Source organism: Bacillus cereus group sp. MYBK79-1 (assembly GCF_051915365.1).
In the GTDB taxonomy this organism is placed as follows: domain Bacteria; phylum Bacillota; class Bacilli; order Bacillales; family Bacillaceae_G; genus Bacillus_A.
The window spans coordinates 132,444-147,658 of record NZ_JBQAEO010000009.1; the positions used below are offsets into that span (position 1 = coordinate 132,444).

Sequence of the window (15,215 nt, forward strand, 5' to 3'; positions counted from 1 at the left end):
TGGGACGAAAAAAGCTGCTTATATTTAGCAGTTTTTTTCGTCTTCATACATATGTAAAAATTCTTTCGCACGTATACGTAAACCATCTATTAATTCTTTCGGTTCTAAAACCCGTGCATCTTTTCCAAGTCTATAAAATAAAGGGGTAATAAATTTAATTTCACCTTTATCGATTGTTGAATGTATATATCCTGTCCCGTCTTCGTGTATTACCACGAATTCTTCGAGATAAGGAACGCTTTTACATTGGCGCACGCCTTCTGCTGTTAATGAGACATGTAACTGAGTAGGAATGTGTACTACGTTAGAGCTCGAGTCGAACCATTCTTCTAAATTCATGAACGTATCTTTATTTTCTTCTGTTGATAATATGGAAAGAATACGATCAACGCGATACAGTAATACTTTTTTTCTGCTGAAGTCATAGGATGGTAAGTACCATAGCCCGTCATGAGCGTATACACCGATAGGATGAACATGTTTTGTTTTTATCCCCGATTTAGATTCGTATTGAAAGTGTAAATCTTTATTTTCAATAGCCGCGGTTAGCACTTCGTTTAAAAGAGGTGTATCAATTGTTCGCTTTGGATTCCAAAAAGCGATATAAGAACGTATTTTATCAACTTTCGCTTTCGCATCATGTTGTAGGGAGCTATATAGTTTGTGTGTAACGGAATTGATTTCTGTATTAAAAGGCAAGTCTCGATAGTAACTTAAAGATTGAAAAGCAAAAAAGATGGAGACTGCTTCTTCTTCCGTAAATAAAATAGGGGGAATTACTTTATTTGTTAATACTTTATAGCCGCCGTTGCGACCTTGTTCAGCATAAATAGGTAATCCCATATCACTTAAATCTAAAATGTATCTATGAACCGTACGAACAGAAATATTAAATTCATCAGCTATTTCCTGAGCTGTAAATGTTCTTTTCGCAGAAGCGAATATAAGAATGTCTAGTAAACGTTTTGCTTTGGACAACTATCTCACTCGTTTCTTTTTTAATATGACATGAATTGTCATGTTTTAAGGATAGTATAGTGCGTATAAGATGATTTTATCAATATACGTAGTAAGGAGGAAAAGAGATGTCACGTGAAGTTGTTTTATTTATAGCCGCTAGTTTGGATGGATATATTGCGAAAGAAAATGATGATTTAGAGTGGTTAATGGAAACCGAAGGAGAAGGGGATAACGGTTATACAGAAATGTATGAAACGATTGATACAATAATTATGGGGAAACGAACGTACGATTATGTAGTAGAGCATACAGAAACATTTCCGTACTTAGATAAAGCATGTTATGTTTTTTCTCGTTCAGAAAAAGGTTCAGACGGAAACGTGGAGTTTGTAAATGAAGATGTAGTGGAGTTTACTAAAAGGTTAAAAGCACAAGAAGGATCTAAAATATGGATGGTCGGTGGAGGAAGTTTACTGAGAGAGTTCTTTAAGAATAATCTAATTGATGAATATGTTGTTACGATTACACCACATATATTAGGTTCTGGAGTTCCGTTATTTCAAGACAAGAATCCAGAAATTAATTTAACTCTAACGGATACGAAACGTTTTGGGCAATTTGTAAATTTATATTATAACGTAAAATGATAAAGTGAAACTTTAATCAGTGGGGGGGTGTTCATCTCCCACTGATTATTAGTTGAACCAATCGGGCTTTTACGGGCAGTTGATCCCCCACCTAATTTCTTTGCTTCCGCTGAATTTTGAGGTAGGGGTCTTACTGCCTGGTAAATAGCGGGATAAAGAAACACGACTACCATCAATAGTCGTGTTTTTTTATAGATGGTAATGAAATGATAAAACAAGATCCGTGATCGACTTCACTCGTTACAGTAATATTCCCGCCGTGTAGTTCTACAATTTCTTTTACGATAGATAGTCCTAAACCAGTTCCACCTGTAGCTCGTGATCTTGCTTTATCAACTCGATAAAAGCGATCGAAAATGTGAGGGAGGTCTTCAGGCGGAATACCTTCGCCTTCATCTTCAATTGTAATGGAAATATGTTTATGTTCTTCTATAACAGAAATGTTTATATGAGAATGTTCTTTTGAATGTCTATAAGCGTTATTTAAAATGTTTATTATAACTTGTTCAAATCGCTGTTCATCTAAATTTACTAGCAGAGTAGGAGGACAAGAGAAAGAAACTTTAATGTATCTTTCTCTATACATAGCGTTAACTTTTTCGGCTATGCGAGTGAGGAAGGTGTGTACATGTACTTCCTTTACTTGAATAGAAAAGTTATGTTGTTCCATTTGTGCAAGTGAAAATAAATCTTGAACTAAGTTTGTAATGTAATCAGACTCATCTTTTATAATAGATAAATATCGTAAACGTTGCTCAGGAGCTGTGCTTTCTTTTAAAGCAATGTCAGCGTAACCTCTTACATATGTTAACGGTGTTCGTAATTCGTGAGCAACACTTGCTAGAAATTCACTTCGCTCTGTTTTCATATAATGTAAATCATTTGCGAGTGTTTGAATAGATGAGGCTAGTTCACCAATTTCATCATTTCGACTAGTCGTTAATGAAACAGATAAATCGCCTTTACTCATTTTTTCAGTGGCATGTTTCATGTGTAACAATGGTTTTGTTAACAACCGTGATAAGAGAAAGATGGTGATGGCTGTTAATAGAAACGTAATGACTCCGGCAATAATGAATTGTCTTGTTAACCCGTTAACCATTTCCTCAATTGATTCCGTTCCGAGAAACATATATACATAGCCTTCCGTTTTTCCTGCCACTATAATGGGGCTAACTGTACATATATAATTAGATGTTTTCCAATGATTCTCTATAATTGCTCCGTCATGATCTGTCCGTGTTTGCATCTTTTCAATATGCTTTTTTATCGTAGTATTTATTTCATTGGATTGAGCTAGCACATCCTTATTTGCATTTGTAATAACGACAGTGGTTTCGGCTTCGGATTCCATTAGTGCAACATGGGAGATTGTTTGCTTATCAAAATACTTTTCAAGGACATCTCGGTGACTATTCCCACGCTTTAATAAAGCTGTCATTTCTTCATTTACTCTATTGTTGACAAGGCTATAATAAAGCAAGACAAATAGAACACTTTCGATTAAAAGTGTAACAATTAAAAAATAAAATCCGAGCTGAATAGAAATTCTCTTCATCTTTTTGCTCCTTAATCTAAAGTATCAACCCATCGATATCCGACTCCGTAAACAGTTTTTAAATGGTGATCAATAGGGAAATGTACTTTTCGTAATTTATCACGCAAATTACGAATATGTGAATCGACTGTTCGATCTTCTGTATTTGTATTTAATCCCCAAATGCGTTCAATGAGCTGATCGCGGCTTAATACGTAGTTCACATGACGTAAAAATAATCCCAGTAAAGAGAATTCGATTGGAGTGAGAAGAAGTTCTTCATTATCGAAAGAAACGAAATGCTTTGCCTCATCCCATAAAATGCCGTGATATTGGATTTGCGTACGTTGATTCGTTCGTCTTAAAACAGCTTCAATTCTTGCGAAAAGCTCCTCTTCGTGGAAAGGTTTCGTCACGTAATCATCCGCTCCGAGTTTTAACCCTTGGATGACATCTACCGTTTGATCACGAGCCGTTACTATAATGATAGGAACGTTACTAAATGATCGAATTCTTTTGCACGTTTCCCACCCATCCATCTTTGGCATCATAATATCAAGTAAAACAAATTTGAAGTTTCGATTTTCTATATGTGAAATAGCTTCTTCCCCGGACACCGCACATACGCAGTTATATCCGATTGGAGTAAGATAAAGTGTTAATAATTCAAGCATTCTCGGCTCATCATCTACGAGTAGTATATCGACCATAGAGTACCTCCGCATTTTTGTTATTACTTAAATTGTAAGTCAAAATCATGAAGAAATGGTGCAGATTATCATGCATCTGCATAATTTCTTCAGAATTGCTTGTTATTGTAAAGTTGAAATTCCATTTTAGGTAATCATATTGACTCGAAAACGATTCATACGGAGGCGGTATAGTGAAAAAGATGACCCGAATCTTTGGGATAACAATAATTACAGCAGTTGGTCTGGCTGCATGTGGACAAACGAACACGGATCATAAAAATCATGAATCTAAAGAAGAGAAAAAAACAGAGCAGAAGAAAATGAATCAGGAGGTAACTGGGCCGCAAGAAATGAACGAAGGTGCATCGAATGATGTATTAACGACAAGTTTAAAAAATGTAACGAGATTAAACACAAACGATCCGCTGCAAATGGCAGTATTAACTTCGCAAACGATATGGCCAGCAACGCATAAAGAGAATCAGCCAGGCGCTATTATTTTAGTACCAGTAAACGAGTGGCAATTAGGTATTGCGAGTGCGGATCTTATTCATCATCCGAATAACGGGCCAATTCTATTTATAGAAAAAGAAAAGGTACCCGAAATGACGTTAAAAGAAATAAAACGATTAAATCCGCTCGGAACGAAAGACGGAACACAAATTATGGTGATGGGGAATGTAGATGCATCTATCCTTGAGCAATTAAAAGAATATAAAGTAAAGCAAATAAAAGAAACGGATCCAGCTACATTTGCTAAAGATGTAGATAAAGAATATGCCGATATAACAGATAGTTATCCAAATAGCGTTATTATCGGTTCATCGGAAAAAGAAGGACGCTTGTATACAACACCAGCTGTAAATTGGATTTCTCATATGCCAGAACCGCTTTTATATACAGAAAAAGAGAAGGTACCAGAAGCGACGATAGAGGCATTAAAGATGAGAAAAGATAAAGCGAATATATATGTATTAGGACCTGAAAAAATCATTTCAAAAGAAGTAGAAAAAGAGTTAAGTAAATATGGGAAAGTAACGCGTATTAGTGGGGAGACTCCAACAGAAAATTCCGTTGCATTTGCGAAGTTTAAAGATGAAAAAACGAAATTTGGATGGGGGTTCACAAAACCAGGTCACGGTTTATCATTTGTTTCAAGCAAAACACCAGACTTAGCAGTTGCAGGAGCACCTTTTTCGCATATGGGTAAACACGCACCTGTCTTATTGTTAGAAGAAGGGAAAGCTTCACAACCAGTGTATGACTTCCTTGCTAGTATTCAACCGAAGTTTAAAGATGACCCAACACTTGGACCGTATAACCACGGTTTCTTATTAGGGAGTACGAGTGATATTTCATTTGAAACACAAGGTATATTGGATGAGAGGTTAGAGATTGTTCAGGAAAGTGGTCAAGGGCACGGTGGACATTAATAAAATGAGCAAAGGCGCTGCGAAGGTAGTGCCTTTTTCTTTAGGAAACTTTTACATAGCAAAAATCTCTCTACTCGTTATATAATAGCCTTCGTGCAGTCGGCTTAGATTTTCTTATGGAGAAAATCAAATGATAAAAGAGTAGAGGAGTGGTATTTTGTTTCAAACGATAAAAAATGACTGGTTCTCCAACGTGAAAGGAGATGTGCTATCAGGAATTGTTGTCGCTTTAGCGTTAATTCCTGAAGCGATCGCTTTCTCTGTTATTGCAGGCGTGGATCCGACCGTTGGACTATACGCAGCCTTTTGTATTGCAGTTACCATTTCATTTGTTGGCGGAAGAACTGGGATGATTTCAGCTGCAACAGGTGCAATGGCATTATTAATGGTGACGCTCGTGAAAGATCACGGTTTGCAGTATTTATTTGCTACAACAATATTAACCGGTATTGTCCAAATTATTTTTGGCGTGTTCAAACTGAGCTCATTTATGAAGTTTGTACCTAAATCCGTTATGAGTGGGTTTTTAAATTCACTTGGAATTTTAGTTTTTACAGCGCAATTGCCGCATTTTAAAAATACAACTTGGCAAATGTATGCACTTGTCGCATTAGGACTTGTAATTATATATGTATTTCCACGTATTACGACGGCTGTACCGTCTACACTTATTTCCATTATTATTGTGACAAGTATTGCAATTATGAGTGGATTACAGTTGAAAACAGTAGGGGATATGGGAAGCCTGCCTAAAGAATTACCGTTCTTTAGCATGCCTGACGTGCCTTTTACACTTGAGACATTAGGGATCATTTTACCGTACGCAGTTATGCTTGCAATTATCGGTTTACTAGAGTCATTATTAACAGCTTCAGTTTTAGATGATATGACGCATACGGAAAGTAATAAGCATAAGGAAGCACGTGGACAAGGGATTGCAAACATTGTTGCTGGTTTCTTCGGAGGAATGGCAGGATGTGCAATGATTGGACAATCTGTTATTAATATTAAATCAGGTGGACGCGGACGATTATCGACGTTTGTAGCGGGCGGATTTTTAATCGTGTTACTATTCGTTTTAGGTGACTATGTTGTTCATATTCCGATGGCAGCTTTAGTTGCGGTTATGATTATGGTTTCAATCGGAACGTTTGATTGGAAATCTGTAACAACAATTCATAAAGTACCAAAAGGGAATGCGTTTGTTATGATCGTAACAGTTGTGGTTGTCTTAATTACACATAATTTAGCATTAGGTGTAATTATCGGAACAGTAATTAGTGCGGTTTTATTTGCATTCAATATGGCAAAGATTCACGTGAAACATTTATATATTGAAAATAAGAAAATATACGAAATTCATGGCCAACTTTTCTTTGCATCTACAGCGGACTTTATAAATATTTTTTCATTTGAGGAAGATGTAAAAGAAATTGAGTTGAATTTTACTCACGCACACGTATGGGATGATTCAGCAGTGGCATCAATTGATAAAGTTATTATGAAGTATGAACAAAGTGGTGTGAAAGTAAGTATAACGGGATTAAATGAACGTAGTGCAAAACTTGTTACAAATTTAGCTACTTATAATAAAAGAATTGCTAGTTAGAAGCCTCCTTTTTAGGGGGCTTTACTATATAATACGAGTAGGATAACGAAAAGGGGATTCAGCATATGTACAAACAAATTATATTAGCATGTGACGGTTCTGAACATGCACTTCGAGCGGCAGAGCACGCGACACATATTGCAAAATTTAACGAAGAAACAAATGTTGAAGTTGTGTACGTAGTAGATAATAGAACAGCAAAATCAGATATTATACAAGGCCAAACAGATTTAGAAACAATATCGGCTAGTCGAAAAGATAAATTAAAAGAGATTGAAGGTTTATTAAAGAAAGAGAATATTTCTTATACAATTACGATATTACATGGTGATCCTGGAGATACGATCGTTCAATATGTAAATACAGGAGATATAGACCTTGTTATTGCAGGGAGTAGAGGGCTAAATACACTACAAGAAATGGTGCTTGGTAGTGTGAGTCATAAAATAGCAAAACGAGTGAAATGCCCGGTGATGATTATAAAATAAATGGAGTGAGATATTCTGTAGTGTAAGCAAGACCTTGATAGGATTCGAGGTCTTTTTTGACGTATAAAGGGAGAGAGCTTGGACATACTAGATATATAAGTTTAAAGGGAAATTATTAACTTACAAATTTGTAAGTTTGTTGTTAGTGAAATCGATGTTATGAAAATTATTCCATTGATAAAATAAACATAACGAAGGGGAGAGAGGGAGGATGAAAAAGATGAAAGCATTTCAAGATTTATCATATAGCCAAGGTGTCGGTCTTATTTGTTTAGGTGGCTTTGCTGCATCTGTTACGTTAGCTGTTGTAATAAAGATGATTCATCAAATCTTTTAATCTTACAGTAGGGAAGGAATTGGTTGTTATTAATAGCAAGAGAAGGATGGTAAATAAAAAATAGCTCCTAGCACGTATCTCAGTGCAGGAGCTATTTTTTATTTTTATTTCTCTGTTTCTGCTTTATCGCTTGTTACTGTAACGTCTTTCCATGTTAATTTTGCACCAGGAGCGATGTCATAGTTTTTCACGCGGTTGTTAATACCTTTTAATTCAAATTTGTAATGAAGTGGAATTAATGGTACTTCATCGTGGATGAGTTTCTGCCATTTATTGTATACATCTGTACGGTATTTATCATCCATAGCTTTTGCGGAAATACCTTCTTCTAATAATTTTGTATTTTCATCATTTACCCAGCGACCATTGTTAAATTTCGCACCTTTTGCCCAAATTCCGGAAGGATCTGGGTCAGACCCTGTACCCCATGCACCAGAGAAAACATCAACTTTTGGATCGTCATTTTCAATCATGTCGTAGAAGGAGTTAAATTCGTGTAAACGGCCATCAACAAGTTCTGCTTTTAAGCCGATATCTTTCCAAGATTGAATAAAATGTTTTGCGAGCGGTTCACTTGTGTCACTACCACTCATTGCTAAGAAATTGACTTTAAACTCTTTTCCTGTTGGGTCTTCACGGAAACCATCGCCATTTTTGTCTTTATATCCAGCTTCATCTAATAGTTTTTTAGCTTTTTCTAAATCTTTGTCGTATGCACCAACTTTATTGTTATGGAACTTAGGTAAAGATGGTGGAATTGGTGAGTTGGCAGGGAAACGAAGTCCATGATAGAGTTTATCACCAATCTCTTGACGATCGATTGCATATGCCATTGCTTGGCGTAATTTTACGTCTTTAAATTTATCGTTATCCATTACACTTTCTTTTTTGTCTTTGTCAAAGCGTCCAAATTTAAAACCGATATAGCTGTAGTATAAGTCAGTTTGTCCAATTAATTGTGTATTTTTTAATTTACTTACATTCGGATATTGATCTGCAGTAACTTCAGCGATATCAATATCACCATTCTTTAATGAAGCGTTCACAACAGATGGGTTAACAACTTTTAATGTAATATTTTTTAATTTAGGTTTTCCACCCCAATAATCATCGAAGCGCTCGAATTCAACAGCTTCACCTGGAACGATTTTTTTCACTTTAAATGGTCCAAATCCAATTGGATTTTTACGAACCTTATCAGATTCAGCTAATTTTTCAACCGGTACGTCACCTAAATACTTTTTGTGTAGAGGTGTTGCCCAAATTCCAGTTTTCATAGACGGATTTGGTGCTTTATATGTGATAGAAATTGTTTTTGGATCAATTACTTTTACACCAGAGATTTTGTCAGCTTTTCCAGCATGGTAATCTTCCATTCCTTCAATAAGAGGCATTTGTTTTGAATAGCGAGCACCTTCATATTTCGGATGACCAATAGTAAGGTATGCAAATTCTAAATCTTCAGCCGTAACCGGGTTACCATCATGCCATTTTACGTTATCTTTAATTGAAATTGTAATTGTTTTTTCGTCTTCTGAAATCTTAAATGTAGCTGGTCCTTCATTGTTAATTTCCCAGTTTTTATCTGTCCATAGTAATGAATCATCGAAGATTGAGATGATTTCCCAATCAGGTTGTTTTTCATATACGACACGGTTTAAAATACCACCGAACGGCGTATCTGATACAAGACCGTATGTAAGAGAGCCATCTTGTATTTCTTTTTTATCATTTTTTGTTAAAGTAGCAAATTTACTTGTTTCTACTTTTTTCTCACTACTCGTGTTTTTAGATTCACCGTTACCGCCACATGCGGAAAGTAATAAAGTTGAAACAGCCAGTGTACTTAATACTTTGAAAAATTTTGGTTTATTCATAGATTCTCCACCCCTTAACCTTTTCTTTGTCTTGCATCAGCTGCACGTTGTAGCGCTTGGCCGATAAAATTTATACTCAACATCAATACTAAAATCATGATTGATGCGGGTAACCAAATCCACCATTTTTCCTGTAATACATCAGGGTTTCTGGCATAACTAACGAGTGTGCCTAGACTCGGTGTACTTTCTGGGAGACCGAATCCTAAAAATGTTAGACCAGATTCGATGCCGATATTCCCAGCAAGGTTTAATGTGACACTTACGATAATAATGGAACTTAAATTAGGTAACAGTTGGAAAGTTATGATTTTCCAATGTGGTGTTCCTAATGTTTTTGAAGCTGATACGTAATCTAATTCTTTTTCAGCTAATGTTTTAGATCTGATTAAACGAGCTTTCCCAGTCCATAAGAACATACTCATAATCAAAATGAATGTAAGAACATTAAACTTTGGAACAATCGTAATAAATACGATAACTAGCATTAGAAATGGTAGAACGATAATGAAATCAATAATACGCATAATCATATTGTCAATTTTTCCACCAAAGTAACCAGCAATTAGGCCGATAGTCATCCCAACAAAACAAGTAATTGCTGTAATTACTAGTCCAATTGTAAATGAATTGCGGGTTCCGATCATAAGTTGTCCAAAAATGTCGCGTCCTCCATAATCTGTTCCTAACCAATGCTCAGCAGAAGGGGGAGAATAAATGGCGAATAAATCAACTCGTACAATATCCTCCTGCTTCATAATAAAGGATGAGATGTAGATACTTAGTAGTAGAAGGGTAAGAAAGACAAGTGAGAACATTGCTAATTTATCTTTACGAAACTCTCTCCACATAATAGAGAAACCTGATGGGCTTTTTTCGTATTGAATTGTGTTTGTTTGTTTTTCAGGATTTGCTAACATAACGTCTGCTCCTTTCTATTAATCAATTCGAATTCGTGGGTCAACGATGCTTAGAATAATGTCAGAAAGGAGTGTTCCAAGTAACGTTGCAAAACCAGTAAGCATTACTAAAGAAGTAATAACGCTAAAGTCACGCTGCGTGATAGATTGCATAAAGAGTTGACCGAGTCCAGGATAACTAAATATGCTTTCTAAAAAGATTGATCCACCAATTAAACCAGTAATTTCATAACCTAAGAAAGCTGCAATTGGTAAGAAAGAGTTACGTAAAATATGCTTAGAATAAATTCGTGACTCTGGTACACCTTTTGCTCTAGCTGTGCGTACAAAATCTTTAATTTTTGTATCAATAATTTCACTTCTTAAATATTGGACTGTACTAACAGTTCCAATAAGTGCACCACATATTGCAGGTAGCAGGAGGTGATTTAATTTGCTCATGTAATAGGCGAAGGTGCCTTCAGTTACTTGTGGGTCTACACTACCTCCAGTTGGGAAGATAGCAAGTTGAAAACCGAATATAAAGAGCATTACTAGTGCAAAAATAAATAATGGTGTTGCATAGCCAAGATAGTTGTATAGTGTAATAATTCGATCCATCCATGAGTTATTCCAACGACCACTTATAATACCTAGTGGGATAGCAATTAGATACGTAAGAATTAAAATAGCAAGCGATAATGTAATTGTGTTTCCAAGACGTTCTCCTAACAAATCTGTAACTTGAAGCTTATGTGTAGTAGAAACACCAAAATCACCTTGAGCAACATTTTTAATCCAGCGTACATATTGTGTTGTAATAGGATCATTTAACCCGAGTCGTTCTCTTTGCTCTTCAATTACTTTTGGATCGGCACTTGGATCCATTGCTCTACCGGTTAAAGCATCACCGGGCATCGCTTTCGCAAGTGCGAAGACGAGAATACTTAATACGAATAATTGCGGTATCATAACTAATAATCGACGTAGTATAAATTTCCACATGTTTTATCACTCCCTTATGGTAATGCCACTCGGTGTGTTGGCGAGATTGGTTTTAAATCGTAAGCACGACCATCTTCATTGAAAAAATTCCCGTATGATTTCTCGTACTCAGCACTTACCTCACGACGTAATTTACGTTGCTGTTCCCGGTTTTCAGGGCGAATATCAGGAATAGCTGATATTAGGCGTTTCGTATAAATATGTTGCGGATTATTATAAATTTCTGTGCTAGTTGCTTCTTCGACAATACGCCCGCGATACATAACACCGATACGATCACACATATGACGAATTACACCTAAATCATGACTAATGAATAAGTATGTTAGCCCAAATTCAGCTTGTAAATCTTGCAAGAAGTTTAATACTTGTGCTTGTACAGAAACGTCAAGTGCAGATACTGGTTCATCAGCGATAATAAGTTTCGGTTTTAATGTAAGAGCTCGTGCAATACCAATTCGTTGTCTTTGGCCACCGGAAAACTCATGTGGATATTTATAAACAGATTCTGGGTTTAATCCAACTATACTAAGATACTCTTGAACTGCTCTACGTTCTTCGTCAGGTGAGAGCTTCTCAAAATTTCGAAGAGGCTCAGCAATAATGTCGAGAACACGTTTCTTCGGATTTAATGATGAATATGGATCTTGGAAAATCATTTGAATATCTTTTCGCTGTTCACGTAGTTCAGAACGACTTAACTTTGTTAAATCTTTATTATTAAAATGAATGCTGCCATCTGTTGCTTTCGTTAAATGCATAATTGCTTTACCCGTTGTTGATTTGCCACTTCCTGATTCACCAACGATCCCGTATGTTTCACCCGGTTGTAATTCAAAACTTACACCATCGACAGCGCGCACGTAATCTAATGTGCGGCCGAAGAAACCACCTTTAATTGGGAAATGTACTTTTAAATCTTCTACTTTAAGCAGTGCCATGAGTTACGTCAGCTCCTTTCTTATCCTGGAAGTTGAAATGCTTGTAGCAAGTACAACGTACCCAATGGTCTGGTTTTACTTCATGTAAAATTGGATTTTCCTCGTGTTGATCAGGTCTAATCCATGGAATTCGAGCTTGGAAACGGCAACCTGTGCGAGGCATCTTCGCTAACGAAGGAACTACCCCTTGAATTACATGCAACTTTTCTTTTTCAGCATATGCAGATGGAATGGAGTTTAATAGAGAACGAGTATACGGGTGAAGAGGGTTATTGAAAATCTCTTCAACTTTTCCTGTTTCTACAACTTGTCCAGCGTACATAACGACGATACGATCAGCTGTTTCTGCGACAACACTTAAATCATGAGTAATTAAAATGACGCCCATTTTCGTTTGTTCTTGAATAGATTTTAATAGATCTAGAATTTGTGCTTGAATGGTTACATCAAGTGCAGTTGTCGGCTCATCTGCAATAATGAGTCCTGGCTTACAAGCAATTGCAATTGCGATAACAATTCTTTGTCTCATTCCGCCAGATAATTCGTGTGGGTATTGTTTGTATGTAAGTTCTGGTTTTGGAATACCAACTTGATGGAGTAGTTCTAAGGTGCGTTCTTTTTTTTCTGTTTTTGAAAGATTTGTGTGGTAATTTAAATTTTCTTCAATTTGTTTGCCGACCGTCATGAGTGGATTGAGTGCTGTAAGAGGTTCTTGGAAAATCATACCGATGTTTGATCCGCGTACTTTATTCATCTCTGCGACTGACATAGTTAGTAAATCCTTATCTCTATAGTTAACCTCCCCTTGTAATTTTGTATTTGCTTCATTATGCAGTCGCATAATAGAAAGGGCAAGTGCACTTTTTCCGCAACCTGATTCACCAACTATCGCGACAATTTCATTTTCATGGACAGTTAACGAAACATCATCAACTGCGGCGTGATAGTGATCTTGTATGCGAAAGGAAGTCTGTAAGTTTTTAATGCGAAGAAGTGGATTCTTCATGGCTATCCCTCCATCTTTTCAGAAAAGACTAAATATTTTGTATGTTGTTGTTATTTTAATATAAATTGACAATGTTTGACAAGGGAAAGTTGATAAAATATTCAAAAATCTTTTTATACAAAAATTGAATGCAGTTGTATTAGTAGTTGAAGTGATTTGAAAACGCTAACATATATAGGTGAGGAGAATGAATCTTTTGTAAGAAAAAAGTATTATATGTAGAAAAAGAGAGGTGTTCTGGAAAGAACAGCCTCTCTTTTTTTTGATAAGAATAATATTAGTACTTAAGCTTGTTTTGGTTTTGCAGATCCTGTCTTTAAAGTAAGAGCAAGGAAGAACATTGCAAGTACACAAGATACAAGTAATAAGATGAATCCGCCATCCCATCCGAATGCATCTACGATAAAGCCCATAGCCGCGCTAGCAAAAGTAGCTCCACCTAGGTAACCGAAGAACCCAGTTAAACCAGCAGCAGTTCCAGCAGCTTTTTTTGGTGCTAAGTCTAGTGCGTGTAGACCAATTAACATAACAGGTCCGTAAATTAAAAATCCAATCGCGACAAGTGCGATACTATCAACCATTGGATTACCAGGAGGATTTAGCCAGTAAACAAGAACGGCGATAAATACACCAACCATAAATAAAATACCAGCAGGTGCACGGCGCCCTTTAAACAGTTTATCACTCATCCAGCCGCAAAGAAGTGTACCTGGAATACCAGCCCATTCATATAGAGCATAAGCTGTGCGAGAGCTACTATGAGTAAAACTTTTTTCCTCTACTAAATAAGTAGGAGCCCAGTCTACAACGCCGTAACGTACGAAATAAACGAAAACGTTCGCGATAGCGATGTACCATAAAAATTTATTGTTTAGTACGTATGTAAATAAAATTTCTTTTACTGAAAGTTCGCGTTCTCGATCTTTTACTTTTTCATCTGATGGATATTCTCCAGTATGTTCTTCAATAGAAGGTAATCCACAAGATTGAGGTGTATCTCTCATCGTAATTAACACATAAATACCAACTAAAATTGAAAGAATACCTGGGAAGTAAAAAATACTATGCCAGTCATTTGCAAAGAAATATAACCCTAATGTTACAAGAGAAGGCATAAGTGCGCCACCGACATTATGAGCGACGTTCCAAATAGACATTTTTGTACCACGTTCACTAATAGAGAACCAGTGAACCATCGTACGACCACAAGGAGGCCAGCCCATACCTTGTACCCATCCATTTAAAAACTGAAGGACAAACATAAGTATGATGCTCGTTGTAATGAAAGAAAATGAGCCGAAAATAATATTAATGATACCTGATAAAAATAGCCCAGCTGCTAAAAAATAGCGAGGATTACAACGATCGGATACGATACCCATAAGAAATTTACTTAATCCGTAAGCGATAGATACTGCTGAAAGGATAACCCCAAGTTCCCCTTTACTAAAGCCTTGTTCGATTAAGTAGGGCATTGCTAGTGAAAAGTTTTTTCGAACAAAGTAGTAACCTGCATAACCGATGAAGATACCTAAGAATACTTGTAAACGTAATTTACGGTATTCGCTATCAACGCGATCAGCTGGTAAGCGTTCTGCGTGGGGCGCAGGTTTAAATAATTGTGTGAAAAACATAAAATGAAAATCCTCCCCTAATGAATTCGAAATGTTGTAAGTCAGAGAGAATATAAAAAGGCCATGAAATATAAAAAAGTTTCCTTTTTTATGATTCATAGCCGTATACTCCGATTCTCCGTGACTGTCAATATTAACTTCGTCGAAAAT

Annotated in this window: 14 protein-coding genes; 5 read left to right on the forward strand and 9 right to left on the reverse strand. The window is 36.3% G+C overall.

Annotation, left to right across the window (positions count from 1 at the left end; genetic code table 11):
- Positions 1-24: 24 nt before the first annotated feature.
- Positions 25-978, reverse strand: coding sequence for a helix-turn-helix transcriptional regulator (locus ACTFOB_RS16115; protein ID WP_440026933.1), 954 nt, complete (start codon positions 976-978; stop codon positions 25-27).
- A gap of 107 nt (positions 979-1,085) precedes the next feature.
- Here ACTFOB_RS16115 and ACTFOB_RS16120 point away from each other — a divergent pair, with 107 nt between their 5' ends.
- A complete protein-coding gene (locus ACTFOB_RS16120; protein WP_440026935.1) occupies positions 1,086-1,607 on the forward strand; it encodes a dihydrofolate reductase family protein in 522 nt (173 codons plus the stop codon).
- Positions 1,608-1,779: 172 nt separating this feature from the next.
- On the opposite strand, the gene ACTFOB_RS16125 is transcribed toward ACTFOB_RS16120, so the two are convergent.
- Positions 1,780-3,165 carry an ATP-binding protein gene (locus ACTFOB_RS16125; protein WP_440026937.1) on the reverse strand — a complete coding sequence of 462 codons (1,386 nt, stop codon included), beginning with the start codon at positions 3,163-3,165 and terminating at the stop codon, positions 1,780-1,782.
- Positions 3,166-3,176: 11 nt separating this feature from the next.
- Positions 3,177-3,854: a response regulator transcription factor gene (locus ACTFOB_RS16130; RefSeq protein ID WP_151635717.1), complete on the reverse strand. Its 678-nt coding sequence runs from the start codon at positions 3,852-3,854 to the stop codon at positions 3,177-3,179.
- 173 nt (positions 3,855-4,027) lie between these two features.
- Here ACTFOB_RS16130 and ACTFOB_RS16135 point away from each other — a divergent pair, with 173 nt between their 5' ends.
- The 4 genes from ACTFOB_RS16135 to ACTFOB_RS16150 all read left to right on the forward strand — a co-directional run bounded on the left by ACTFOB_RS16135 (position 4,028) and on the right by ACTFOB_RS16150 (position 7,703).
- Positions 4,028-5,269 (forward strand): cell wall-binding repeat-containing protein, encoded by a 1,242-nt coding sequence (locus tag ACTFOB_RS16135; RefSeq protein WP_440026939.1) that lies wholly within the window; start codon positions 4,028-4,030, stop codon positions 5,267-5,269.
- A 157-nt stretch (positions 5,270-5,426) separates the two neighbouring features.
- Positions 5,427-6,878 carry a SulP family inorganic anion transporter gene (locus ACTFOB_RS16140; protein WP_440026941.1) on the forward strand — a complete coding sequence of 484 codons (1,452 nt, stop codon included), beginning with the start codon at positions 5,427-5,429 and terminating at the stop codon, positions 6,876-6,878.
- A 65-nt stretch (positions 6,879-6,943) separates the two neighbouring features.
- Entirely contained in the window at positions 6,944-7,366 is a 423-nt protein-coding gene (locus ACTFOB_RS16145; protein WP_196471193.1) for a universal stress protein, read from the forward strand.
- Between the two features lie 211 nt (positions 7,367-7,577).
- Positions 7,578-7,703, forward strand: a complete 126-nt coding sequence (locus ACTFOB_RS16150; protein ID WP_080776439.1) for a DUF4027 family protein — start codon at positions 7,578-7,580, stop codon at positions 7,701-7,703.
- A 104-nt stretch (positions 7,704-7,807) separates the two neighbouring features.
- On the opposite strand, the gene opp4A is transcribed toward ACTFOB_RS16150, so the two are convergent.
- The 6 genes from opp4A to glpT all read right to left on the reverse strand — a co-directional run bounded on the left by opp4A (position 7,808) and on the right by glpT (position 15,065).
- Positions 7,808-9,580 (reverse strand): oligopeptide ABC transporter substrate-binding protein, encoded by a 1,773-nt coding sequence (opp4A, locus tag ACTFOB_RS16155; RefSeq protein ID WP_440026944.1) that lies wholly within the window; start codon positions 9,578-9,580, stop codon positions 7,808-7,810.
- Between the two features lie 14 nt (positions 9,581-9,594).
- Complete coding sequence (locus ACTFOB_RS16160; protein ID WP_212957513.1) at positions 9,595-10,500, reverse strand: ABC transporter permease; 906 nt, start codon at positions 10,498-10,500, stop codon at positions 9,595-9,597.
- 18 nt (positions 10,501-10,518) lie between these two features.
- On the reverse strand, positions 10,519-11,484 hold the full coding sequence (gene opp4B / locus ACTFOB_RS16165; protein ID WP_440026946.1) for an oligopeptide ABC transporter permease: 966 nt from the start codon (positions 11,482-11,484) through the stop codon (positions 10,519-10,521).
- A gap of 14 nt (positions 11,485-11,498) precedes the next feature.
- Positions 11,499-12,425 (reverse strand): ABC transporter ATP-binding protein, encoded by a 927-nt coding sequence (locus ACTFOB_RS16170; protein ID WP_440026948.1) that lies wholly within the window; start codon positions 12,423-12,425, stop codon positions 11,499-11,501.
- Positions 12,412-13,431, reverse strand: a complete 1,020-nt coding sequence (locus tag ACTFOB_RS16175) for an ABC transporter ATP-binding protein (RefSeq protein WP_440026949.1) — start codon at positions 13,429-13,431, stop codon at positions 12,412-12,414. The genes ACTFOB_RS16170 and ACTFOB_RS16175 overlap by 14 nt, the downstream gene beginning before the upstream one ends.
- A 284-nt stretch (positions 13,432-13,715) precedes the next feature.
- The gene (glpT, locus tag ACTFOB_RS16180) at positions 13,716-15,065 is read right to left on the reverse strand and encodes a glycerol-3-phosphate transporter (protein ID WP_283884158.1); all 1,350 of its coding nucleotides are present in this window, start codon (positions 15,063-15,065) and stop codon (positions 13,716-13,718) included.
- Between the last annotated feature and the right edge of the window lie 150 nt (positions 15,066-15,215).

Bases quoted from the DNA above. Each gene is read 5' to 3' on its own strand.
- ACTFOB_RS16150 (WP_080776439.1), top strand. From the start codon at position 7,578: ATGAAAAAGATGAAAGCATTTCAAGATTTATCATATAGCCAAGGTGTC.
- ACTFOB_RS16160 (WP_212957513.1), bottom strand. From the start codon at position 10,500: ATGTTAGCAAATCCTGAAAAACAAACAAACACAATTCAATACGAAAAA.
- ACTFOB_RS16145 (WP_196471193.1), top strand. From the start codon at position 6,944: ATGTACAAACAAATTATATTAGCATGTGACGGTTCTGAACATGCACTT.
- opp4B (WP_440026946.1), bottom strand. From the start codon at position 11,484: ATGTGGAAATTTATACTACGTCGATTATTAGTTATGATACCGCAATTA.
- ACTFOB_RS16175 (WP_440026949.1), bottom strand. From the start codon at position 13,431: ATGAAGAATCCACTTCTTCGCATTAAAAACTTACAGACTTCCTTTCGC.
- ACTFOB_RS16130 (WP_151635717.1), bottom strand. From the start codon at position 3,854: ATGGTCGATATACTACTCGTAGATGATGAGCCGAGAATGCTTGAATTA.
- opp4A (WP_440026944.1), bottom strand. From the start codon at position 9,580: ATGAATAAACCAAAATTTTTCAAAGTATTAAGTACACTGGCTGTTTCA.
- ACTFOB_RS16170 (WP_440026948.1), bottom strand. From the start codon at position 12,425: ATGGCACTGCTTAAAGTAGAAGATTTAAAAGTACATTTCCCAATTAAA.
- ACTFOB_RS16125 (WP_440026937.1), bottom strand. From the start codon at position 3,165: ATGAAGAGAATTTCTATTCAGCTCGGATTTTATTTTTTAATTGTTACA.
- glpT (WP_283884158.1), bottom strand. From the start codon at position 15,065: ATGTTTTTCACACAATTATTTAAACCTGCGCCCCACGCAGAACGCTTA.
- ACTFOB_RS16120 (WP_440026935.1), top strand. From the start codon at position 1,086: ATGTCACGTGAAGTTGTTTTATTTATAGCCGCTAGTTTGGATGGATAT.